This window comes from Paenibacillus sp. FSL R10-2748, assembly GCF_038005565.1.
In the GTDB taxonomy this organism is placed as follows: domain Bacteria; phylum Bacillota; class Bacilli; order Paenibacillales; family Paenibacillaceae; genus Paenibacillus; species Paenibacillus polymyxa_B.
This window is the reverse complement of record NZ_JBBOTK010000010.1, coordinates 69,980-94,434: the sequence shown is the minus strand read 5'-3', so window position 1 is coordinate 94,434 and position 24,455 is coordinate 69,980. Positions and strand designations below refer to the sequence as shown.

The following is a 24,455-nucleotide window of genomic DNA, read 5'->3' as shown; positions in this document are numbered from 1 at the left end:
ATGTAACTATAAGGAGCTGTTGTATATATGGAAACGATATTAGTCTATGGAGCGTCAGGGGTACAAGGTGGGGCCGTAGCAAGATTGTTAACTTCCAAAGGGGTAGCTGTTCGCACCATTACACGTCATGAGAAAAACGTAGCGGCTTTAAAAGAGCAAGGTATAGAGGCATTTGTTGGTGATCTGTCTGTACCAGAAACGCTGAATGAAGTTAACAACGGTGTTGATAAAGTCTTCTTGAATATGCCAATCGAGTATGACACAGCATTAATGAAGAAACAAATTACGAATGCCGTTGAAGCTGCTCGACAAGCGCACGTTAAATTGATCGTTGTGAATTCGAATGGCTTTTTACCTGAACAGCCAACCGATACCAAAACGTTGGATGTTAAACGAGAATTGATTGAGTACGTACAACAAAGCGGTATTCCAACTATTTTGGTAAAACCCACACTCTATATGGAGAACTTCTTGATTCCAGGACTGATCAATAATGGGATGCTTTTTTACCCTGTACCAGCAGATAAACCGATCCCATGGATCAGCTCTGAAGACGCAGCGCAATATCATTATTATGCGTTAACCCATCCTGAGCTGGCAGGACAAGTGCTGTTAGCTCCAGGTCCGGAAGCACTTACTGGTGCAGAACTGGGCGAGCGTTTTACACAAGGGTTGGGACAAGATATAACCTTCAATTTCTTGAACTATGATGATTTTGAAACAGCTCTCTCTCCAGTAATGGGGGCAGACCAAGCAGATGGTATTGGAGGCTTCTATCGTTGGATCGGAGCTAATATCGATTCCCTGAACTATTATGACGTGAAAGATCGTGTGGTTGTCCCTGATCTCCCACTGACCTCGCTGAAGGATTGGTTGCAACAACCGCATGTAAAAACAATTTTTGGTTCTTAAGAGTAGATCCAGTAACATCGCTTTAGAATTCGTTTCAATAATACTTTAATCTCTCAGGGAATGTGCTATAGTACATTCCCTGAGAGATTATTTTGTCAGTCACCCTACTTTATGTTGTCTCAGGACTATACTCCACGACCTTCCACTTGGCGGTTCCACCCTTAAAAACACTTCTTATCGGAGTGAGGCTTGATTAGATTTTCCTTTCCATAATACTGTAAGTCCTAAACCAATGATCAGAACTATTCCTGCAAAAAGGTAAGGGTAGTGAATATTAATATCAAATAGAATACCACCCAATGCTGGGCCAAAAAAATTCCCCAAGCCAGTGTAAGTGGAGTTCATACCTGCCACAAAACCTTGCTGTTTACCAGCAGTTTTAGATAAAAAGGTAGTTAAGGCAGGTCGTAACAAATCAAACGCTAAAAAAATAAAATAAGTTACAATTAAGACTGATGTGTAGCTAGTGACAATAGTAGATATGAAAGCTAAAACCGAACCCATGATTAGGCAAAGCTGAATCACCATTTTTTCGCCTAATTTGTTTACTAATTTACCAAACAATAAAATTTGAATAATTACAGCTACAATTGAACTTATTGTGATGATGCTTGCAATATCCTTGGGAGTAAAACCAAACTTCTCATCAGAAAACAAGCTGAATACCGTTTTATGTGGTTTATACATTCATTAAGTGGTAAAGGCTACAATCACATTAATGATAATTTCAATTGATGTGGGCAAACTAAATTTAAGGACATGATCTCGTTATTATCAAACTTCATTACTCGTTCCACAATAATTATTCGTGTATCGTTACGTTTCGAACTCTTTTCTTTCATTTAAAGTTAGTTTATATTGTGTATAATCATTAAAAGCAGAGACACCTAAGTCTTCCAAACAATGAACTTCATATTGGAAAGGATACAGATAGATGTTAGATTCCACTGATAAACTTATCATAGATGAACTTTCAATAAACAGTCGAATTACCATGAAGGAATTAGGCAGAAAGGTTCACTTGACTGGTCCAGCAGCAGCAGCTAGAGTGGCAAAACTAGAGGATAGAGGAGTTATTGAAAGATATACAATCCAAGTGAATCAGAATGAACTCGTTTGTTGGGTACATGCCTGGATTACTATTTATACAAAAAGCACATCCCATCAGCCTTATCTTGCGCTTATAAAAGAACAAGAAAATTTTGTGTTGAATAACTACAAAATAAGTGGTGATGGTTGTTACCTTTTGGAATGTAGATTTCAGTCTAATAAGGTGTTAGACCAGTTTTTGAAAATTTAAACAAACATGTTAATTATAAGTTATCGATTGTAATTAATAAACTTTAAAAAAATATTAGAAATACCTATTCGAAGGAATAACGAAACATGTTTTATCCAGTGCCGAAAACCCTTGAATATCTAGGATTTTCGGAGTTTCTTACATAATCTATTTGATACTCGCGACAATTCCTAGCTCGTTGCGTCGTAGAAGAAGTGTTCATTTATTGTTTAAATTGCTAAACGTGAATGAAAACTTGCAGTTAATAACTAGCCAGTGAACTGCATCTTATTTTGAATATTTTGGCTGCGCTAACCTGGTTAGCTTAATAAAAATGGAGCAGCTGCCAACTGGCAAAACTGCTCCATACTGTTGTACAACTAACGTTTCGCGTTAGTTGTATGAACTAATTACTGAGTGAATTTCATACTATCTTGACTAGCAACAAATCCAAGTCGTTTATTGAATCTGTAGCATCTTTACGGTGTGTATGGTTGTCAGTTAGATTATTTCGTAACCCATTGTTTTAGCCTCATTAATAGTATAACAAAATGGGGACTCTCCAATTCCTTTGCCATAATAATCCTGTCTACACGAACACCCTCAATTTAACCTCATGTTGTACCTAATCTCGAAAACCTCGGAATAATTAATTGTAAGCTGAATACCACCAATAACTTCGTTGTTATTCGAAAGGAACGATTACAACATTAGCATCTGCTGTTCAATCTTTGCGAGCGCTTCAAGCTGGTATCTTTTTGTACTACCGTCCCGAGCAATCGAGCAAAACAAGAATTGAAATTAACGATGGTATCCCTCAAGTCTCTGCTGGCCGTTGATTATGCGGGCGCCAAGTCTTTTTCATTTTGTTATTCTCTAGGCATTTCGTTAAAGAAAGCTACATCATCAACTGCCAGCCTCACCGTCGGATGACCGGGCTTCGCCGCCTTGCCGATGGCGATCAGCATAATCGGAACGTAGCGTTCTGATATCCGGAACGCTTCCATGAACTTTTGTTTGTTGTAGCCGCCCATCGATACCGTGTCGTAGCCTTTAGCGCGGGCGACAAGCATGAGTTGCATCGATACTAGCCCGCCGTCGGTATAAACTTTTTCGCGGATGGCCTCGGGCGGCATGCTCGAATACATCCCGGTATAGCGTTCCACGAACGATTTAGCCGTCTCTGCAGGCATGTAACCCGCATCGACCGCCATTCCGTAGATTTTCTCGGCCGATTTATAACACTCCAAATCTCCGAGTAGCGCAATGACAGCCGAAGCCTCGACCACTTGCTGTTGAGTGAATGCGATCGGAAGCAGCTTCTGCTTCAGCTCCGGCGAGTCGATAACTAGAAAACGCCACGGCTGCAGGTTAGCGGCTGAAGGAGCGAGCGTGGCTTGCCGCAATATTTCGGTCAATTCCTCCCGCGAAATCTTGATCTCGGGATCATAGCTACGAACTGACCGGCGTTCTCCAATAACATCAAAAAAAAGTTGGTGCTCCATCGTTAGTGACGGTTGTGAAACCGACATGGTTCTCTCCTCCTTTTGGAAAAGCAGCATTCTGCATTTTGTTTCAATACAACATTAGTAGTTTGAACAACACTTGTTGTATTTATATGTTATAATACCAACCGAATGGTACGCAATCATCAATAACCATAAACCGTTGTATAGACAACACCATTTCTATAATGTCGTTTTATTAGGGGAGATCTTAACGATGACCATTAAAAAGAATGAAGCTGATCCTCGTGTGATACGTACACGGCGACTCCTTCAAGACGCTTTTGCTTCATTAATTCAAGAAAAAGACTTTGAATCGATAACCGTTAGGGATATTGCAGAGCGGGCTACTGTTAACAGAGCGACTTTTTATGCGCACTTTGTAGATAAATTCGAAATTCTTGAGGCCAAACTAATGGAATCATTTATGACAATCATAAATCGTAGAATAAACGGGCACGAAGTTCTAAATGAAGAAACAATTCAGAGTATTTTTCTGGGTGTGTGCGATTTTCACAAGGGTCTAAGCACGATGTGCAAAAGAAGGTATACATCGCTTGGACTTGTATTCGAAATTCAAATAAAGGAAAAAATTCAAACGATACTTCTTTCCTTTATAGACAAAGATAAGATGCCATCGAGTCCAAACGCGCACTTCTTAATAAATACAGCTTCTATCATGTTAAGTTGGGGGATGTATGGGGCTGCTTACGTTTGGAACAATGAGGGGTGCCCAATAAGTGCGGAATCATTTGTTAAACAGGCTATGCCCTTAATGATGAACGGAGCCAAAGACGCTATTGCTCTATCCTGCCCGTTCAGATGAAACCAAGCCTGTTGTGCCTGAAGAAAGCAAACGTTGGATTGTATAGTGGCTCATCTTGGAAGAAGGTTTCACCCGTATATTAATGGGCTTACTGAATTGAACATTTTCCTTTGGAACCCACCTGTATTCGCTCGTCTCATCAGAAATAGCCAACTCTCCACCCAGTTTTACACACGAAAATCAAACATGACCTTCGAATGAACATCAGTTTGTGTGTTGTGGTGAATAGTGGACTGTAAGTTATCTGTTTAGATCATCATCAAATCGGCAATCGGAACATGTTCTTGTCCTTGGCTCGGGACAAGAACTTGTACCGATAACATAAAAAAGCCGCTAAAATAGAAATTGCGACAGAAGATAACAGGCACGTATCTTATTGTAAAAATGTATAAAGTCTTCAATTCGTCTATGTGCTTCTCAATACTTCCGATGATGATCCTAAGATTATAGATCTTCCACTTTCGGCTGTGAACGATCAAGCCCGTGACTCAAGGGGTGCTCCTATCGTGAAATGGTACAATAACCCGAATTGGTTTGTTGGAAATGGGATAATATTCTTGTCAAAATCGGTGATGAGATAAAGTTCTTGTCATTTGGTTTTGACAAGAACTTTATCTCATAAAATAAAAAAGCCGCGATTTCCGCAGCAATTAATGAGATAATGTTTTTATCATCCGATGTTCAGTGACAACAAGTTTATCCCATTTCTTATATGACTTCTGTTGGAATAAGCCTAAAGCATTTTTGAATATCATATTTCTGATACCATTTTCTTTGAAAGGGATAAACTTGTTGTCATTTTCCTACTGAGGGGTAAACTTGTTGTCACATTTTCATGTTCATTCTCTTGTTTCAGTAAAATATCATTACAAGTAGTTATAAAACTACTTTTGATTTCTTTCGAGGTTTACATTACTTATCCATATTATTCACTGCATTCTTCATCTCTTCATCAGTTAAATGAGTATAAATCATTGTTGTTTGAATGGATGAATGCCCTAATTGATTTTTTAATCTAGGTACATCATTATTCTCCAGGTGATAACGCGTTGCAAATGAATGTCTCAGAGAATGCACGGTTAAAGCTGGTTTTCCAAAAGCTGTAGCATATTTTTCGATCAGTTTCTCTATGGATCGCTGAGTTAAGCGTCTGCTTTTTCCTTTACGACCTATGGGAGCTGCAATAAACAAAAAAGGTTCGTTTTTTTCTGGGATATATCTAGATTCTCTGATCTGCAGATAATTTTCTAAATCCAGTAACGCTTGCTTGCTGAAATATACATATTGTTCTTTATTACCTTTGCGTATAACACGCACTAAAGCTTTATTTATATCCAGATCTTCAATGTTAATACCTGCTACCTCAGAGAGCCTAAGACCAGATCCTAAAATGAGGGAAACAATGGCTGTATCCCGTTCACGATTAAACTGATGGAAATTGAAAATACGTTTATTCTCTTTATTGATTTCTCCGAAATCATGAGATATAAACTGCCTAAATGACTCAAAATCGTCTTCCCTGAGAATTTTCCCATCCATACGATTGGCAATGGTTTCTTGGCTTTCTTTAACTACATTTAAATCCATTTTGGCCATAACATTGCGCTGGATATATGGCTTTAGGTCACTTGTCTCAGCTTTATTCTGTAAGTAATCAAATCTAGCGAAGAGATATTGATTCGATAAACCACGGGTGTTCGTCGCTTGTGTGATTGATCAACAAATCCATGATTCCTTTCATACCTCGACTATGAAAGGAATCATCCTCTTTATATCACCAATGCCATCCCCATTGGAGTCCATAAAAAATTTGATAAGCCACAGCTTCTTTCCACCATGCCCTTTTCATATTGCTTGATCCTTTTTCCCTTATTCTAAATTCAATTCATAAATATTTTTCAACCAGTTAAGATTAGAAATTTATTGATCATACACTTTTGTACGATATTCATTTTCATTTATTGAGTGTATCGATAAGGTACATCCTCGCTTCATAAGGACGCATTTCTATATCAGACATGTTATTTGGATAATTGGATATTAGCAGCTGTTTAGTCTCTGCCAGCTCTTTCTGAAGTGGGAGATGGGTTGTGTATTTTTGAAAATTACATACTACAAGTAGTTTGGTTCCTTTCAGCGTTCGAGTGTATGCGAACAAATCTTTATTCTCGGGATACATCAGCTCATAATCCCCATATATGATCACTTCATGATCTTTCCTTAATCGGATTAGTTTCCGATAATAATGGAATATGGATTCAGGGTTATTTAAACTTTCTTGTGCATGGATATCCTTATAATTCGGGTTTACTTTAATCCAAGGGTTCCCTAATGTAAAACCAGCGTTGTCGGAAGCGTCCCACTGCATTGGTGTTCGAGCGTTATCACGCCCCTTTGCAAAGACTGACTCCATAACTTTATCTTCAGGGTATCCTTTCTCAATTCTATCTTTGTAGAAATTTAGTAACTCAATATCCCGATAGTCTTCAATTGGATATTGAACATTCGTCATTCCTAATTCTTCCCCCTGATAAATGTATGGTGTGCCTCGCATGCCATGAAGAAGGGTTGCCAACATTTTAGCCGATTCTATCCTGTATTCTCCGTCATCTCCCCAACGAGAAACGATTCGGGGTAAGTCGTGATTATTCCAAAACAAACTGTTCCAGGCATCCCCCTTCAGCTCTGTCTGCCATTTAGATAACACTTTTTTTAATTCTTGAAAATCTAGAGGCTTAAGATCCCACTTCCCTTTCCCCTCTTGTTCGTCCAAACTAATATGTTCAAATTGAAATACCATTGAAAACTCACTGCCGTCCGGGTTGCTATACAATTTGGCGATCTCTGGCGTAGCGCCCCATGTTTCTCCAACCGTCAGCAGGTCTCCTGCTTTTTGAAACGTCTCCTTGCTGAGTTCCCTGATATACTTATGCAGATTCGGCCCGTTGCTGGTAATTTTCAAATCTGGCTCTTTTCCGATTAAGTCAATTACGTCAAGCCGAAAACCGCCTACACCCTTGCCTATCCACCAATTGATCATTTCGTAAATCTCTTGTCGGACTTTTGGGTTTTCCCAGTTGAGATCCGGCTGTTTTACAGAAAAAAGATGTAAATAATATTGTCCTATCTCGGGTACCCATTCCCAAGCTGAACCACCAAAGATGGAACCCAAGTCGTTTGGTGGCATTCCTTCAACGCCATCTCTCCAGACATAATAGTCATGGTACGGATTTTCTTTACTTTTTTTTGCTTCTTGAAACCATGGGTGCTCATCGGAAGTATGGTTCAACACCAAATCCATTATGATTCGAATGTCACGTTTCCCAGCTTCATGAATTAACATCCCCATATCATCCAAAGACCCGAACATCGGATCAATATCCCGATAGTCCGAAATATCATAACCGAAATCATCCTGAGGGGATTTACAAACTGGTGATAGCCAAATCGCACCGACACCGAGTTGCTGCAAATAGTCCAGACGGGAAACAATTCCTTTCAAATCGCCGATTCCATCACCATTACTATCTTGAAAGCTCCGTGGATATATCTGGTATACAACGATTTCTTTCCACCAATTTTTATTTTCCATTGTTCATTACAACCTTTCCAATAGACGCATAGTGTTTTTATCTTAATCAAGTCGCATCATACAATTACTCTTTTACCGATCCTACAACAATTCCAGTCACAAAATATTTTTGAAGCAGCGGATAAATCAGCAGTAGCGGGATGACAGCGACTACGATTTTGGCAGCATTTAGATTTTTGTTTGATATTTCAGTCAGGTTGCTGAGTTGTGCTGAGTTGGTGCCGGATTGAAGAAGTTCGGCAATATTCACGTTAAGGGACTGAATATAAGTCATTAGCGGATAATTGCTGACTTGGGTCATATAGATCAAACCGCTAAAAAAATCATTCCACGTTCCCACGATACTGAATAGTGCTACCGTCGCCAGCGCAGGGATGGACACGGGAACATACACTTTGAACAGAACCTGGAGCGGATTCGCCCCATCGATGAATGCTGCTTCTTCTAGCGCCTTAGGTACAGCAGAGAAGAAGTTCATGACAAGGATGACACTGAATATAGGGACAGCTCCCGGTAGAACAAGCGACCAAATTGTATTAAGCATATCGAGGTTTTTGATCAGTAGATAACTCGGGATCATCCCGCCGCTGAACAACATGGCAAAAATCATAACATTCATATAAATGTTTCTGCCCCTAAATTCCCTTTTCGACTTGGAGAGCGGGTATGCCATTAAAATAATAAGAATCATGTTGAGAATAAGTGTGAGCACAACACGTAGAACAGATATGCCAAAGGAACGCCAGAACTGAGCATCATCGATAATTTTCGTATACGCTGCTGTTGTAAAATTGACCGGTACGAGACCTACAGCATTAGCTGACACGGCCTCGCTGCTGCTGAATGAAATCGCAACGATATTCCATAACGGAAGAAGGCAGATCAATGCCAGCAATATGACGATGGCATTGATGACAAACCGGCCAATTCGATCTTTTAGGCTTACAGAATATGACATAGGCTTTGCCTCCTTAGAATATTTTTCGGTCGGTGTATTTCTTGGCCAAATGGTTGGCGGACAATAGCAAAACAATACCGATCACTGACTTGAACAGGCCAACAGCCGTACCGAAGCTATACTGTCGCCCAACGAGTCCAATCCGATATACATAAGTATCCAGAATATCTCCCGACTCATAGACAACCGGATTATACAGATTATAAATTTGATCGAAGCCGGCACTCAAAATATTGGTCAGACTCATCACTCCCATGAGCAGGATAATAGGCAGCATACCTGGCAATGTAATATGCCATACTTTTCTCCACCAGCTGGCTCCATCCATTCCTGCCGCTTCATACAGACCCGGATCAATCGAAGTAATTGCAGCCAAATAGACGATGGAACTGTAACCGAACTCCTTCCACACGTCTGTCCCAATAATCAGCGGCTGGAACCAGGTGTTGCTGCCGAGAAAATTAATATTCTCCAGACCGAAAAAAGCCAAAATTTGATTCACAATTCCATCCAAACTGAACATGTTAACAACCACGGATGCTAGAACTACCCAGGATAGAAAGTGTGGCAGATAAACAATTGTCTGTACGGATTTTTTAACGAATTTGATGCGGATCTCATTTAACAAAATGGAAAAAATGATAGCCATCATTGTTCCCAATAGAATCTTGGCAATGGCAATCACCAACGTATTACTAAAAACCTGTGCGATGTCCGGCAGCTTAAACATATAAATAAAATGCTTCAGCCCTACAAATTTGGAGCCAAACATCCCCTTGGCTGGTATATAATCCTGAAACGCCGTAATGACACCGACCATCGGAACATAGCTGAATACCAGTAAAAATAAAATTCCCGGAAGCATCATCATATGATACATGGCACCCGTGCCCAACCGAACTTTTGCTCTATCATTTCCCTGTTTCATGGATGGACCCCTTTCCTGAAGAAAGGCTGCTTATCGCGGCCCTTCTAGCAGTTCATGATTGTTTATTTTTCGGATGCAGCCTCGTCTTCAATTTCCTGAATTACCTGGTCACCACCTTGTTTCTTCCAATTGCTAACGAAAGTATCGAAGTAATCCAGAGATTCTGCACCAGTCACGATTTTGATGAAAGATTCCTGCTCCATCTTGGTCAGATTAGCCCATGTCTGTTTCATGCTTGGTGTAGTGCCAGAGAAAGCGGGTGTCATCCAGACGAATTTGTTTTCCCGTGTCAGTTTGTCGATGAGTCCCACTCCGTTGATACGCGAGTGATATTTCGCCCAGGCTGTTACGTTATCCGTATCCATATCGCTCAAGTAGGTTTGGATACTTTCAATATTGTTCTTTGATTCGGTTGTCCGGACCTGATCCAGACTAATCTCCCCTTTAATCCCGCGAACAACGTCAGAGTAATCATCCAGCAGCGAGGTAGCCGAGTTGACTTCAATATTAAAAGGTCTGGTAGAACCGTCTACGCCGTTCTCTTGATACTTGGCGGCTTCTGGCATAGATGTTTCCACATTTTTATCATTTGCCAGTTTATCGTAGAAAAGGTTTACTATTTTAACGGCGAGTTCCGGGTGTTCATATCCTTTTCTCACAACGATAAACTGATTGGCTGGATTGGCGTGTGCCACGTTTACCTTTCCGTCTGCATCCTCCAAAGTGTAAGCCGTGAATTTCGCATTCTTATCCATCTGCTTCACGCTGCTCAGACCCCAGTCGGGAATATGCCATGGTCCAAAAGCAATACCGCTTTGGCCGTTGGTGTACAGTGCCGTAATATCATCAAATGTGCGTGTTCCAAATTGCGGGTCGATGATGCCTCTCTTGAACCAATCTGCCATGACGCCTAACATCTGCTTGGTTTCCTTTGTTGTCGAGCCATAAACAATGCTGCCATCCTTTCCCTTCATCCAGTATTGAGGGAATGCACCCTTGGTGGAGGCAACTCCCAGCATGGTATAGGCGGAACCATTATAGTCACTTGTATTAAGGGTGTTCACAAAGGGAATACCTACCGGTTTCCCGGATTGGCCAGGATCTCTTTTCAGGAATTCCTTGGCCGTTTTCTCCACATCATCCAGCTTGATGGCCCCGTCTCCGTCTGCGTCAAGTTGGATACCCAGTAAATCCAGCCAATCCTGACGAACCCAGACCATGGTTGGCGCGGAATCTAGGGAAGTAGCCGGAAGTCCCATTAAACGTCCATCTATCGTCGCATTATCTAATGCACGGCCCTCATAAGATTCGTAAATGTTCTTGATGTTATCTGTGGCATACTGCTTGTAAATTTCCGTCATATCTTCAATCAGATCATTATCAACCAGTTCTTTGAGTTCATCCTTGGAATCGACACGCATCATGTCAGGCAGTTCCCCAGAGGCGATGGCGAGAGAAACCTGACGGCTGTAATCTTCTCCGTTGGCTTCAAATTGGTCTTTAATCTGAGCGTTAAATGTTTCTTTGACCAGCCGAGTATACGCGTTGTTCTCATACGTATCTCCAGCCGGCAGTTTCGGGTTGGCTGTAGTCACACGACCCATCGTTACGGTTATTTCGTCTTTATAGGCACTGAATGGGTCTCCCGGTGTTACCTCATACTTGCCCGCTTCCTCCGCAGTGGGAGGGTTGGAGGAACCCCCACAGGCTGCAAGGGTTGAAATCATCAGGGCAGACATCGACAACACGGCCAGACGTCTCGTCAACATGTTTCTTTTTATGAACCATTTAGTTCTCATCACATTCGATTCCCCTTCGTTTTGAATATTTCTCTATCATTGTTGTTTGCGCTTTCATTATAAGACTCGGAGAAGACAAATCGAGATAGGGATTGAACGTCTGTTTGGATAGAGAAATGTATACGGTTTCATTCGGGATCATGAAGCCATAGTTGGCTTGTAAGCATTTATCCTACTTACCGACATACATTTGTCTATCCTTACTTACTAATCAAAGTGAAGAACAAAAAAAACCGGCAGCTCCTGAAATAGGAATCGTCGGCTTGATTAATGGAATTTTAAGAGTGTCTTATAGAATTTATCGTATCACATTCATAATGGTCTTCAGCGATGATTATGGTGTGCAGTCACCTCCACAGTCACTTGATCACCCCCTTGTTCCTTCCATTCCTCGACAAATTGATCAAATGAATCGATCGGTTCAGCGCCTAAAATAATTTTTAAAAATGTATCATGTTCCAGTTTTGATAGTTCACCCCAAGCCTTCTCCATCGTTGGAGTTCGTATATATGTAAGGCTTTGAACTTTATGGATGTTTGGATCGAAAAAATTTCTTCCGCCTACAAGAAGCGAATAACCCCGCATAAAGCTGTCGCTGTGTTCATTCCAATAGGAAATACCATATTGATCATAAGGCTTCAATTTGGTTTGTTTTATTGTCGAAACTAAGTTTTCCAGCAATTTGTATTCAGACTTGTCCTTGAAATCGGCGGGTGTTTTGGTTCCCATCAGAATATCCTGCGCTGCCTTCGATTCATATCGTGCTTCATCTGCCGGAGCAAAGAAATTGCGGCCCAGCATAAAACGCGTACCGTACTTGAACTCATCACGAAGGTACAGATTGTTAATTTTAATGATCGCTTCGGGATGAGCATATCCTTTTCGTACCACCAAGAATGAACTTGACGGATTATCCACCTTCACATGGTATGCTCCGTTTGCATCCAGCGGGAGTGCGTATGCTTGCCAGTTCGCCTCCGGCTCGTTCTGCCAAGCGCTCGGAAGGGGCCAGTACCCAGCATAAAAACCTTGAAAGAACATCCCCGCCTGACCGTTAATAACTGTTTCTTCCGCTTCTTTGCGGATACCCAGTTCTGGATCGAGAAGGCCTTTGGCGTACATTTCACGCAGTTTGACCAAGGCCTCCTTCGTTTCCGGTAGAACCGAACCGTATACAGGTTTTCCATCTTTGCTCAGCCAATATCCCGGGAAAGATCCATATGCTGCGAAGATTGGGGTTAGATCAAAAGAAAAAGCACTGTTGTTGAAATCGTTATACAGTCCAGTGCTTGAAGCAAGGCCAATCGTATCCCGCTTACTGTTTCCATCTGGGTCATTCTCTACAAAGGCCTTGGCGATAGCTTCCAGATCATCTACCGTTTTCGGCGGCTTCAGTCCAAGACGGTCCAGCCAATCCTGTCGAATCCAGAGCATGCTGAAGTCTTCCGCTGTCACAGAAGGAACAGCCATCATCTTGCCATCGAAGGTCACTTGTTCCATAGCCAATCCGTTTGTGCTATCAATAATTTTTTTTATTTCCGGTGATGCGCTACTATTGTATGCCTCGGTTAGGTCTTCAATTTCTCCAGCCTTGATCATCTCGTTCAGCTGCAGCTGATTTACAATCATGGCATCCGGCAGATCATTGCTGGCGATAGCCAGATCGATTTTCTGACTCAGATTTTCCTTCGACACCTGCCATAATACCTGGACATCAATGTTAAGGTTTTGTTTAATCATCGTTTTCCATATATTCTTCTCAAGTGTTTCTCCTCCAGAGAGATCCGCGCCTGTTGGATCTACCACATATCCCAGTCGGATGGAAACGGGATATTCATATTTCCCCAATGGATCGGCAACGGCAGTGTCCGAGATTGTTTTCGTTGGTCCCATTGGCGATTCCCGGAAGTATGGGTTGCTGAAATATACTGTCACTGTAATTAAGCTGACGACAAGAACACATGCAGCCATCTTCTTAATCATCGCTTTCCCTTCTTTCGCCCGGATTATTGGTCATCTGGGAGAGTACGCTATTTATCCCCTCTGCCGAGCTGTCGATATTCGCTTGGCAGCAGACCTGTCAATTCGCGAAAAATTCGGCTGAAATATTTTTCATCCGTATAACCCACTCGCTCCGCAATCCAGAAAATCGTGTTGGTTGTATTCAATAAATACTCTTTAGACTTCTCTATTCGTATAAATCGGGAGTACTCATTAAAGGTTTTCCCCATCAAATCCTTGAAGCATTGACTGAAATAGCTTCGGCTGATGTTCAGTTGTTGGGACAGACCTGAAGCTGTAAAAGCTTGGTCCAAATTATTTTGCATGATCATAATCGCTTTTTTCACGGCGTCTACAATTTCTTGTGAATACGAAGTCTGTTCATCTGCCTTACGAATGCCCACAGAGGTCTGCTTGATCCAATCTTCTACCTCGTACCAGGATTGAAAAGAATGGATCATTGAGATTCTACCCAACGTAGTCTGAGCAAAAAGGTGATTCCATTCCATAACTATAGAGTATAGCAATCCCATCAGCTGGCCTTTATGCAGTCTTAGTGATTTGAACTGTTCAATCAGTTGGTTGTAATAACTGTCATTGTGGGTCCATGGTGATAGGAACCAACTTTGCCTAATACGATCCATGTCTTCATCCTGCGGTTCTATTGGAAATGAGTCCTCCACATTCATCGAAACGGAAATGACAGGATCATAAGGATTGTATGCATAGAATAAGGACGTTTCTGTATAATTCATAATCCAGTTTTGGATTTGCGACCATGTTCGCTCTTGTACATCGGACATAACCAGCAAGGCGACTTGGGGAACTTGATCCAGGGATTCCTTCAGTTTATGGAACAGCTGATCCTCTACGTCCATGGGTGCCGTCCACATCCAGCTGTTCCGTTCAACCTCCCATCGGATCTCGTCTACATTGGATGTCAGTTCAATCGGCCAGCTCTGTCCTGACTTGCGATCCAGTGAAACAAGTGCATACACATGGCGATAATGGACATTGGTCTCACTTAGCAGAGGCAGCTTTCGTCTTGTATTCGCCAGCTCGTCAATCCGGGTATGTATTCGATGCAGCACGTGTTCGAATTGCTCCTTCTCGAGCTGAACTTTGGCTATATAGTCGATGGCTCCAAGTCTGAGCGCTTCCTGGATATAATCGAAATCTTGATGCAGTGTTAATACAACAATATGTAGTTCTGGATAGAGCTGCCTTGCAGCTCGCATCAGTTCAATACCTGACATCACCGGCATCGCGAGATCTGTCAGCATCAGATCGACCGGTTGGGCTTTCAGAAAATCCAGTGCTTTCAACCCGTTACTTGCTTCTCCTATAACCTCCATATTGAACTCGTTCCACGGCATCGCGGAGCTTATTCCTTTTCGTACTAATTTATCGTCATCCACTATCAATACCTTAATCATCCTCAGACATCTTCTCCTTTGATAGGAAGTATGAGCAGTATACTTGTCCCTGTACCCAATTCACTTTCGATCACCAGTTGTGCTTGATCTCCATACTGTGCCCTCAACATGCGGTGGACATAATTGAGTCCGATGCCCATCCCTACTTTTTTATGTTCAGCTATACGATTATTCAGAAGTCTTTGAATCGCTTCCTCGGTCATGCCTGCTCCATTATCCTGTATTAAAATATTCAGCGTTTTGGCAAGTGTAACTTCAATTTGAATAAAACCTTCGTCACTCAGTCCATGATAAAGTGAATTTTCAACCAACGGTTGCAGAATAAAACGAGGCACAGGTATTTGAAGAACTTGATCATCCGCTGAAATACGCACGTCAAATTCAAAGTCATATCGAATTTGCTGCAGGATTAGGTACTGTCTTAGCGCATCAATTTCCTCTTCCATCGTGGATACTTGCCCTAATTTACCCAAATTGTAATACAACAGCTTGTTTAAGGATTGCACCAACTTGTCAATCTCTCCTTGTCCGTTCATGACGGCCAGCCAGTGCACAGTATCCAGCGTATTCATTAGAAAGTGAGGATTGATCTGATATAACAATTTTTCCACTTCCAAATCTGCACGAATCTTCTCTTTCTGCTGCACTTCCTTGAACAGGTCGCCGATTTGATGCTGCATATTTGAGAATTCTCCCAACAGAAAATCAAACTCGGGAATTTGAGTGCGGGTCTGGCTTCCTGCCTTTTGTGGATTCTGAGACATTCCGTTAATTTCCGAATGGAACAGACCTAGTGGTTTGTAAACCATCTTCCACAGAAGCCAAGCCAGAAATACGGTAAAGCCGAGAAAAAATAAAGCGACCAGTAATATTTGAAGCAACCATTGGTTTTTCTCCTGTTGATACTTAGCCTGCGAAATTACCGATATGACGCTCCAATTCTGACTGGAGTCCTCCTTAAACCAATGGTAATCACGGGATATTCCATCTTTTGCAGTACCTTTCGATATGCTGGAGAAATTCTCTCCGACCTTCATCGCTTCTGGAATTTCACTGTAAACAATGTTGCCCTCACCATTCAGGATTAAATGCGATAAAGCTCCTTTGTATTGATTGTAACCCAGTATATCCTGTGTAAGACGAAAGCCGGATTCGACGTAAATATATACATCGTCCCTTTGAGGCAGCTGTACCTTTCGCATAGCAGATAAAACAAGCTGATCATCAAATCGGTTCATACTCATATGGGGACCATAGTACGCAATGCCATATGATTTGGAAAGCACAGGCAAAGACTCGGGAGAAAAACGATCTTTGATGGGAAAGTTAGCGAACTGTGTAGTGCCTTCTTTCTGGAAATAGTATAAGGTCAGACCTATATTCGGATTAGTAAACGTTACGACATTTAACTCATTCTTTAATTCATCTCTAGCCTCAATCAATTCAAATATATTGGAGGAAGGCTTCAAGACTTCATCCAGTTTTTTTCCTAATGTACCACTATATGATAATTGCTGAGTAACATGATTCAGGTTGGTAATTGAATTTTCCAGTGATGAAGTTACCTGCTGTAGATTGCTCCGAATTCCATCATTGATTTTATTCGCAAAAATGGAATCAATGGTATAGTAAGAAATTGCAAATATACTGATAAAGGGAATAAACGCGCTGAGAAAAAACAATAAAAAGATTCTTTTTTTAAGTGTCATTCCGACCCATTCTCCTTAGGTAAATGAAAGAGCAAGCCCCTGGTTATGAAGCTTGCTGTTTATGAACAACAGCTCTATCAATTATCGTATTCCTCATAGGCAGCGACCTATTTGAAAATTGGCGACATCTTAATCCGATTCAGATTGAAAAAATCAGGATACTTGCATCTCAGTGAGGTCCAATTCTGTTCATAATTATAGATTGATATTCAAATATGTCAAACGCTTTCATGGAATTTATAGAACTTATTCTCCCTTCCTCTTTGCATATATGACTTGCCGTTTTTAATTGCTTATTGTAGTTGAATTTTCTGCATGTAAAAAAGGCTCACTCCGTCTTCAACAAGTGGAATAAGCCTTCTAAGCTTTCAATAACATTTTCTACTCCTAATTCTTACAAATGGTGTTGTTGATCAGGATTGGATGCCAAAGCAACAAATAATTTTTCTTCTTCACTCAGCGCTTGTAGAAATTGTTCTCCGGCCAGATTGGGAGCAAACACCAGGTAACGCGGCCTGACGATTCATATTTTTCCTTCTTTCGGAGTTTAGCTATAAACCTCTTGTTCCAGCACCCGATTTACAGCCTTGATAAAGGCAAGATAACCACCATCGGTATCGTTCCGATGAGGAAGAGCCAAAAACATTGTCTCTTCAACCTGGTTATCGTCTAACTCATAGCTGTTTGTCAGGATTTCTCTGATCTCATCGACGGGTGTACCGAGAGCAAACTTCTGAGCTGCTTTATAGATATCATAGTTCTCATAGAGATCCTTCCGTGTCACCTTCTGCAAATCGATAAAATCATATATTTTTTTAACGGAATACAGCACCGCCAGCACAATTGAGATCAGACCCGCACTTGTTAAAATTTCATTCATTCCCCATACCTCTTTCCCTTTCACTCAGTTGACAGCTTAGCCGATGAAACAGACGAACAAGGTAGTGCCCATCTCACATGCCGAACCTCCTTATCCTCTTTACTTCAGAGTTCAGCGTAACATTTTCACCATTAGTTTAGGATTAGGGTTTTCATATAGGTATAAAGATCATCTTAAGATTTAGTGGCAGATGAAAAATAAAGAGACCATGCTCCATAAGAGCATGATCTCTAATTACATAATGGTATTGTTACCTAGCCATCATCTCCAACCTGAAGCATACGGTAACCAACTCCGATATGTGTTTGAATAAACTTAGTTTGTGATGATGTTTTTTCTATTTTTTTTCTCAGCGTTGCCATAAACACACGCAGGGCAGGAATGTCATAGCTGTGGTTGCCCCAGATTTCATGCAGGATAAAATTATGGGTCAGTACTTTGCCTACATGTTTTGCCAGCAGGCAAAGCAGTTTATATTCGCTTGGGGTCAGGTGAATTTCTTCTTCACCAATCCATACGCATCCTGCTGCATAATCAATTTTCAAATTTCCATTAATAAAGATGGAAGCATCCTTCAGGAGCTTATCACTGTCATTTCGAATTCTTCGTAAACTGACTCGAAGTCTGGCCAGCAGTTCTTCTACACTGAAGGGCTTTGTTAGATAATCGTCCGCTCCGGCATCCAGCGCATCTATTTTATCCCGATCTTCGCTGCGTGCGCTGACCACAATAATAGGCATATTCGACCATGCACGAAACTTTTTTATGATATCTACACCATCCATATCCGGCAACCCCAAATCCAGAATCATTAGATCCGGCTGCTTGGATACTGCTTCTAAAATCGATGCTTCCCCTGTTTCAGCCGTATGATATTTATACCCCTGTGTCTCCAGCGTTGTCGTAATCAGCTTGCGGATGGGTTTATCGTCCTCCACAACAAGAATAAAAGGTTTATTCATGAACATTCACTTCCTCAGCTTGCAGGGTAAAATAAAAAACCGTCCCTTTAGGGATATTGTCCTTAACACCAATAGTACCTCCATGAGCATTCACAATTGATTTGCACAGAGAAAGCCCCAATCCTAATCCACGACGTCCGTCCCCATGAATGTTGTCTGCCGTATAAAACATCTCAAACAGTCTAACCTTGACTTCTTCTGAAGAAATACCGGGGCCATCATCTGAGATTTCTACAATGACTATATGTCTCTCGCGTCTTGCTGAAATTGTGATGTGAGAGCCATCTTGGGTATACTTGATTGCATTATCAATCATATTGATCAATACCTGAACAATAAGTCGGGAGTCCATTCGAGCCATCATCAATTCATCATCCAGTTCCGTCTGAATGACATGCTTCACACTGTTGCGATTCACATGAAGCAGAGCCTCCGAAATGACTTCCTCCATTAATTCTGCCTGAAAATTCAGATTTAGAGTACCACCTTCGATTCGACTAATAGACAGCAAATTTTCTACCAAATTGATTAACCACATGGAATCGTCATATATATCCGTATATAGACCTTTTTTCTGTTCCTCGTTTAGTACCTCTGGGTTTCCAAGAAGAATCCCCGCATTGCCTGAGATGCTGGTAAGTGGAGTGCGTAAATCATGAGAAATGGACCGAAGCAGACTGGCACGGAGTTGCTCCTGCTGGATTTGCATGGAAATCTCTTGTTGTCTTTCGTTCAGTTTTTCTTTCTCTAGCGCCAGCGCGCATTCTCCCAGCATGGCAAGCATTAGGCTATTTTCAAAAACTTCTAAAGGTTCTTCCTCATCCATTACAATAGCTGCCACCGCAAGAACCTGCTCTCCTCCACGCACCGCATGATATAGACACTTAGCGCCAAAAAAAGTATCCGTCGTTGCTCCTGCACGCTTGTTGTTTTTATATACCCACTCTGCAACTGCACGTTCGTTGCCTCCTGTGTAGACCCCTGGATCAACTGCAGATTCTTTCTTTGGAAAAAACTGCGGCGCCAACAGTACCCCTTGGTCAACTGAATAGAAAATGACCATTCTGTCCAACAACTTTACCATTTGATGTGCCATTTCATTAATAATAGCCGGAGAGTCTTTGGCCTGTTGCAATTTCCGGCTTGTTTCCAGAAGCACCTCGGTACGGTAAGCTTTTTGCGCGGATTGCCGAGCCTGCTCTCTTACTCGCATAGTCAGTGTACTCGTCATGAAAGAAGCAGCCAGCATGACCAGAAAGGTGACCGGATAGCCTGAATCATAAGCCTGTAAAGAATAATAAGGCTCGGTAAAAAAATAATTAAACACAAGTACACTCATAACCGAAGAAATGGCGCTATACATTCTGCCCTTAGTCACAATTGCATTTAACAAAACTCCCAGAATGTACACGGTGATAATGTTAGCTTCTCGGAATTCCAAATACTTAAACCACAAGCCAATAATTGTGCACACAGCCAAGATAGCAATGGTCTTGATAGTATCTGCCAACGACAGCAATGGGTATTTTTCGTAAAAAGGCAATCTTTTATAGAAGGAAGACTGAGTATAGGGGATAATATAGATTTCAATATTAGGAAGTAAGGCCGTTAGTTTATCACTTACATTGGATTTTGCAAGCCCTCTCCTCTTGTAAGGGGAGCGTCCTAGGACAATTTTCGATACACAGCTTGTTTTGACATATTCGGCAATCTGTCCTGGAATATCGTCTCCATACATCGTTGCGATTTGTGCACCCATTTGCTCAGCCAGCCTAAGGTTCTCCCTTAACTCCGCTTTATTTTTTGATGTCAATTCTCTCGCTTCTGGTGTTTCCACAAACAACGCGGTGAAATGACCATGAAAAGCTGCCGCCATTCTTGCTGCTGTTCGGATCACTTTCTTATTGGAAGCAGCCGAAGACAGACAGACCAGAATATGTTCTTTCGTATCAAATTCATTTCTTTTCGCCTGCTCACTGATTTGCTCCGCGATTCGGTTTAACTGACTTGCTGTATTACGCAAAGCAATTTCACGTAGAGTCGTCAGCTTCTCTTTGGTAAATAAATGAGCCTGTGTATTCTCCTCCTCAGGGTAAATCTTTCCCCTATTCAAACGTCCTATTAAATCATCCGGTTCAATATCGACTAATTCCACCTGATCAGCACTGTCAAATACACTGTCCGGTATGCGTTCGTCAACGGAAATGCCAGTAATGGAGTAGACAATATCCGTTAGACTTTCGATCTGTTGAACATTCATCGTCGTATATACATGAATTCCTGCGCGAAGAAGTTCCTCCACATCCTGATATCTTTTTTTATGTCGGCATCCTGCCGCGTTGGTATGGGCCAAATCGTCCAATAAAATAAGGTCAGGACTTCTCTGGAGCGCTTGGTCCAGATCAAATTCCTTAGTTGAGGATTCTTTATTTGAAATTTTGATGTAAGGAAGAAGTTCAAGTCCTTCCAACAACGCCGCAGTGTATGGCCGGGCATAATGTTTAATGTATCCAACTACGATATCTATACCCTCTTTTTGCTCTTCGTGAGCGTCGCTAAGCATTGCACAGGTCTTCCCAACACCTGGTGCATATCCAACAAAAATTTTCAGTCTTCCTCTACTTTTTCTTACCGGCAAGTCAGTAATTCGATCAAGTATGGACCCGGCATCGTTCTGTTTTGCTGCCATCCTGTGCCCACCCTCTACTATATTCTCTCTCAATCCATAGTATATCATGAGCAAAATCAGTACCGTATTACGAATTTGCCTACAGCATTAAGATTGTATTAAGATCCGCTTTTATGTAATAACATCCTCAAAGAAGCCTCAGAATCCTGATTCTGTCCTAGCTTTCTCAGTGGAAGGATAGCAGCACAAAATAATATAAAAAGCTTTCACAAGCTGGTTCAGCCTTTTCTCATATTCACGGCATAGAAGATTGAAAAACAAGGATTCAATGCTTTGGCTTCATCTGTCATAGCACGTTTAGACATCTTCTCCTTCCATTTCAAATTTCATTGTTAGAATTTCCTATATGCTTGGTAATTGTAGAGCTGGCAGCAGACGCAGGCATCTCAGAAATGCAAATCGACACAAATGCTAGAACTAATAAAAACAAACTACATTTCTTCCACATCAATTCTTCCTCCTTAAGTCAGAGAAACGAATGAAAGTACCCTGCCAAGTAGACATAGTTTCTTCTTCATGTCTGACTGACAGGGTACAGTTCATTCTTTATAGCTTTTGCTTATTCTTGTATTCTCCGGCTGAGACACCTTATTATGGTATGCTCATGTTGTGCCACAAAGCTATTGTCGGGTACACATAAAGTCCATCCATCCGTATGCTCAACGACATACCCTGCACCTGTAAATAAAAAGGGCTCGATTGTAATTACCAAGCCCTCTCCCTCTTCCAATACCGTGGGTACACAAATTCTTATTTACTAGGAAGAAGATAAAGAACTTACAAAAAGGTTTATAAATGTGTCAGAAGGATCTAGCTAGAGATGTTGGAACCAGAGGTTACATTAGTCAAATTGAGAAAGGAAATGCGATGCCCTCTTTTGAGATCATTAGCAAGCTTACAGAGCGATTAAATTGCTTTATTAGACTGTGCCCCCAAGTTTCACCGCATTTATTTTTTCGAATAACCCCCTCTTCAGTTTTCCTTTTCACCCACATATCGATCAAGGCCTTGTCAGGTTTTCCAAAGTATGAACTGTACACTTTCCGGAAATATAATAAAATCTCTCATCTTTAGTTCGGGCAGTCGTTCCAAAATATAAAAAGCTGCTAAATAAGCGACTAATTAAATGGTCAATGTCCTTTTTTTCTTCGATAACTAGACGCAAAGCCAACGACATGAGCTTTTTATTGCGCATTGAATTATTCCAAGCTCTCTTTGCCCTGTAAGTTCATTCAAGAGTACTGGTTATTTTGTTGGATCATCTATGCTCCTTTGCCTTGAGATTAGTGAGTGATACTGACGGTTTCGATCAGTTTTATTCATATAACAATATCGAAGCTGTGTAGTATGGTTGAGGTTGTGAATATACTTGGCTGAATTATAATTAAGAGAAGTATGGATAAATGTATCTATTTAAGTGTATACACCCCGATATTTTTCTCATTTTATATGGACTAATATGTGAACCTACCGTAGCGGAATGAATCTCATATGTGATTTTGTAGAAGAATATTGAGTTGTGTTACCGCTTTGCATTTACATATTTTACAGTAACACAAAATTAAAATTTGCCCCTTTTCACATGATCTTAGTAGTCAGGTCAACTCCAGTTTCACTGTGGTAATCTCTAAGACAAAGTTTGAGGGCCAACTTTGTGTCCATTCCCCTTTAAGGGGTAAATGTATGTCTGGTAAAAAATGTACTGGTTGTTCATAACCCTCTCAAGGATAGAGACTATCAGATGCTTATGGAATGAAAAAAATGATTTAGATGTTCGGCAAACAATTTAGGATTTTCCATAGCGGCAAAATGACCGCCTTTATTCGCTTTCTCCCAGTACGTAATATTATAGGCGCGTTCTACCCAGCTTCGGGGAGGCGTGGGCAGCTCCTTGGGAAATAAGGAAACCCCTGTTGGAACAGTAACACGCTGATCTTCGGTGAAATGCAGTGGCATTTTGGTACCTTCAGTATATATTCGCATGGAAGAAGCAATCGAATTGGTAAACCAGTAAATCGATATGTTAGTGAGGATATGATCAAGTGAGAAAGACCTTTCGATATCCCCGTCACAGTCACTCCAACCTTGAAATTTTTCTACCATCCAGCTGGCAAGACCGGTTGGGGAATCACTTAGTGCAAAAGCCAGTGTTTCCGGCTTCGTTCTATGAAGGGCGCTATAAGCACCTTCTCGGTCCAACCACTCAGCTACGATGTCTAAGTAAGCTTGCTCTTCTTCGCTAACAGATGGTGTATTCGGAGTGAGGGGTGGCTTGTAGCTTCCTGGAATATAATTGAGATGAAGTCCCATCACCCGTTCAGGGTACATGAATGCTAACCATGTTGAGACCCCTGCTCCAATATCCCCTCCCTGAACCAAATACCTTTCATAATCCAAACGATCCATAAGTTTTGCCCAAAGCGTAGCTACGTATTTGGACCCCACTCCCGGTCGTGTGGGTTTACTCGAAAATGCAAAGCCTGGCAATGAGGGAATAATCACGTCAAAAGCCTCTTCAGCATGTCCACCATATAGTGATGGAGTTGTTAGATAAGGGATTAGTTCTAACATCTCTACAAATGATCCTGGCCATCCATGAGTCAACAACAGTGGTCGTGCGGATGTGCCTTCACCCCGAACGTGTACAAAGTGTATATCGAAGCCATCCACATGTTCCATAAACTGCGGGAAACGGTTTAACCATGCTTCCTGTTCACGCCAGTTGTATTCCGTGCTCCAATAATCAACTAATCTCTTTAAAAAGGAACGGTCTGTCCCCAGAGCCCATGGTTCTACAGAGAAACTCGAAGGCCATCGAACCTGTTTTAGTCTGATAGACAGATCATGCAGTTGTTGCTCTGGAATTGAAATTTTGAACGGTTCCATTCATTGTTTCCTCCCTTGTAGATTAATTTACGATCAGAAGGATTCCATTGTATGATGGATCTGTTCATTAATAAAATTGAAATATTCAAAATC

The 24,455-nt window shown here is 41.4% G+C and carries 15 protein-coding genes and 4 pseudogenes; 4 read left to right on the top strand and 15 right to left on the bottom strand.

The features are described from left to right. The first annotated feature begins 27 nt into the window (after positions 1-27). The gene (locus NSS66_RS23705; protein WP_340959919.1) at positions 28-912 is read left to right on the top strand and encodes an SDR family oxidoreductase; all 885 of its coding nucleotides are present in this window, start codon (positions 28-30) and stop codon (positions 910-912) included. Positions 913-1,086: 174 nt separating this feature from the next. Here NSS66_RS23705 and NSS66_RS23700 read toward each other — a convergent pair. Further along, a pseudogene (locus NSS66_RS23700) lies at positions 1,087-1,587 on the bottom strand (MFS transporter); the annotation flags it as partial. Positions 1,588-1,846: 259 nt separating this feature from the next. On the opposite strand from NSS66_RS23700, the pseudogene NSS66_RS23695 reads away from it, so the two are divergent. Continuing rightward, positions 1,847-2,259, top strand: a pseudogene (locus NSS66_RS23695) (Lrp/AsnC family transcriptional regulator). Between the two features lie 801 nt (positions 2,260-3,060). Here NSS66_RS23695 and NSS66_RS23690 read toward each other — a convergent pair. After that, positions 3,061-3,723 carry a nitroreductase family protein gene (locus NSS66_RS23690; protein ID WP_023988794.1) on the bottom strand — a complete coding sequence of 221 codons (663 nt, stop codon included), beginning with the start codon at positions 3,721-3,723 and terminating at the stop codon, positions 3,061-3,063. Between the two features lie 190 nt (positions 3,724-3,913). Here NSS66_RS23690 and NSS66_RS23685 point away from each other — a divergent pair, with 190 nt between their 5' ends. Further along, a complete protein-coding gene (locus NSS66_RS23685; RefSeq protein ID WP_279833802.1) occupies positions 3,914-4,522 on the top strand; it encodes a TetR/AcrR family transcriptional regulator in 609 nt (202 codons plus the stop codon). 912 nt (positions 4,523-5,434) lie between these two features. On the opposite strand, the pseudogene xerS reads toward NSS66_RS23685, so the two are convergent. From xerS to NSS66_RS23625, 12 genes and pseudogenes are all read right to left on the bottom strand, one after another. Continuing rightward, positions 5,435-6,184, bottom strand: a pseudogene (xerS, locus tag NSS66_RS23680) (tyrosine recombinase XerS); the annotation flags it as partial. A gap of 7 nt (positions 6,185-6,191) precedes the next feature. Beyond that, a pseudogene (locus tag NSS66_RS23675) lies at positions 6,192-6,371 on the bottom strand (alpha-amylase family glycosyl hydrolase); the annotation flags it as partial. Between the two features lie 105 nt (positions 6,372-6,476). Further along, on the bottom strand, positions 6,477-8,114 hold the full coding sequence (locus NSS66_RS23670) for a glycoside hydrolase family 13 protein (protein ID WP_340959918.1): 1,638 nt from the start codon (positions 8,112-8,114) through the stop codon (positions 6,477-6,479). 64 nt (positions 8,115-8,178) lie between these two features. Then, on the bottom strand, positions 8,179-9,072 hold the full coding sequence (locus tag NSS66_RS23665) for a carbohydrate ABC transporter permease (RefSeq protein WP_023988798.1): 894 nt from the start codon (positions 9,070-9,072) through the stop codon (positions 8,179-8,181). A gap of 13 nt (positions 9,073-9,085) precedes the next feature. Beyond that, positions 9,086-10,000 carry an ABC transporter permease gene (locus NSS66_RS23660; protein WP_023988799.1) on the bottom strand — a complete coding sequence of 305 codons (915 nt, stop codon included), beginning with the start codon at positions 9,998-10,000 and terminating at the stop codon, positions 9,086-9,088. A 62-nt stretch (positions 10,001-10,062) separates the two neighbouring features. After that, positions 10,063-11,799: a sugar ABC transporter substrate-binding protein gene (locus tag NSS66_RS23655; protein ID WP_069079931.1), complete on the bottom strand. Its 1,737-nt coding sequence runs from the start codon at positions 11,797-11,799 to the stop codon at positions 10,063-10,065. A gap of 324 nt (positions 11,800-12,123) precedes the next feature. After that, positions 12,124-13,782: an extracellular solute-binding protein gene (locus NSS66_RS23650; RefSeq protein ID WP_245240345.1), complete on the bottom strand. Its 1,659-nt coding sequence runs from the start codon at positions 13,780-13,782 to the stop codon at positions 12,124-12,126. 47 nt (positions 13,783-13,829) lie between these two features. Next, positions 13,830-15,236 carry a response regulator transcription factor gene (locus tag NSS66_RS23645; RefSeq protein ID WP_028541594.1) on the bottom strand — a complete coding sequence of 469 codons (1,407 nt, stop codon included), beginning with the start codon at positions 15,234-15,236 and terminating at the stop codon, positions 13,830-13,832. A gap of 2 nt (positions 15,237-15,238) precedes the next feature. Further along, on the bottom strand, positions 15,239-16,945 hold the full coding sequence (locus tag NSS66_RS23640) for a sensor histidine kinase (protein WP_053325510.1): 1,707 nt from the start codon (positions 16,943-16,945) through the stop codon (positions 15,239-15,241). Positions 16,946-17,492: 547 nt separating this feature from the next. Then, positions 17,493-17,825, bottom strand: coding sequence for a hypothetical protein (locus NSS66_RS23635; protein ID WP_023988804.1), 333 nt, complete (start codon positions 17,823-17,825; stop codon positions 17,493-17,495). A gap of 254 nt (positions 17,826-18,079) precedes the next feature. Continuing rightward, on the bottom strand, positions 18,080-18,787 hold the full coding sequence (locus tag NSS66_RS23630) for a response regulator (protein ID WP_028541596.1): 708 nt from the start codon (positions 18,785-18,787) through the stop codon (positions 18,080-18,082). After that, on the bottom strand, positions 18,780-21,476 hold the full coding sequence (locus tag NSS66_RS23625; protein WP_338532425.1) for a sensor histidine kinase KdpD: 2,697 nt from the start codon (positions 21,474-21,476) through the stop codon (positions 18,780-18,782). The genes NSS66_RS23630 and NSS66_RS23625 overlap by 8 nt, the downstream gene beginning before the upstream one ends. A gap of 795 nt (positions 21,477-22,271) precedes the next feature. Here NSS66_RS23625 and NSS66_RS26875 point away from each other — a divergent pair. Next, positions 22,272-22,550, top strand: a complete 279-nt coding sequence (locus NSS66_RS26875) for a helix-turn-helix domain-containing protein (RefSeq protein ID WP_076159626.1) — start codon at positions 22,272-22,274, stop codon at positions 22,548-22,550. A 663-nt stretch (positions 22,551-23,213) separates the two neighbouring features. Here NSS66_RS26875 and NSS66_RS23620 read toward each other — a convergent pair. Continuing rightward, positions 23,214-24,362, bottom strand: coding sequence for an epoxide hydrolase family protein (locus NSS66_RS23620; protein WP_028541598.1), 1,149 nt, complete (start codon positions 24,360-24,362; stop codon positions 23,214-23,216). Between the last annotated feature and the right edge of the window lie 93 nt (positions 24,363-24,455).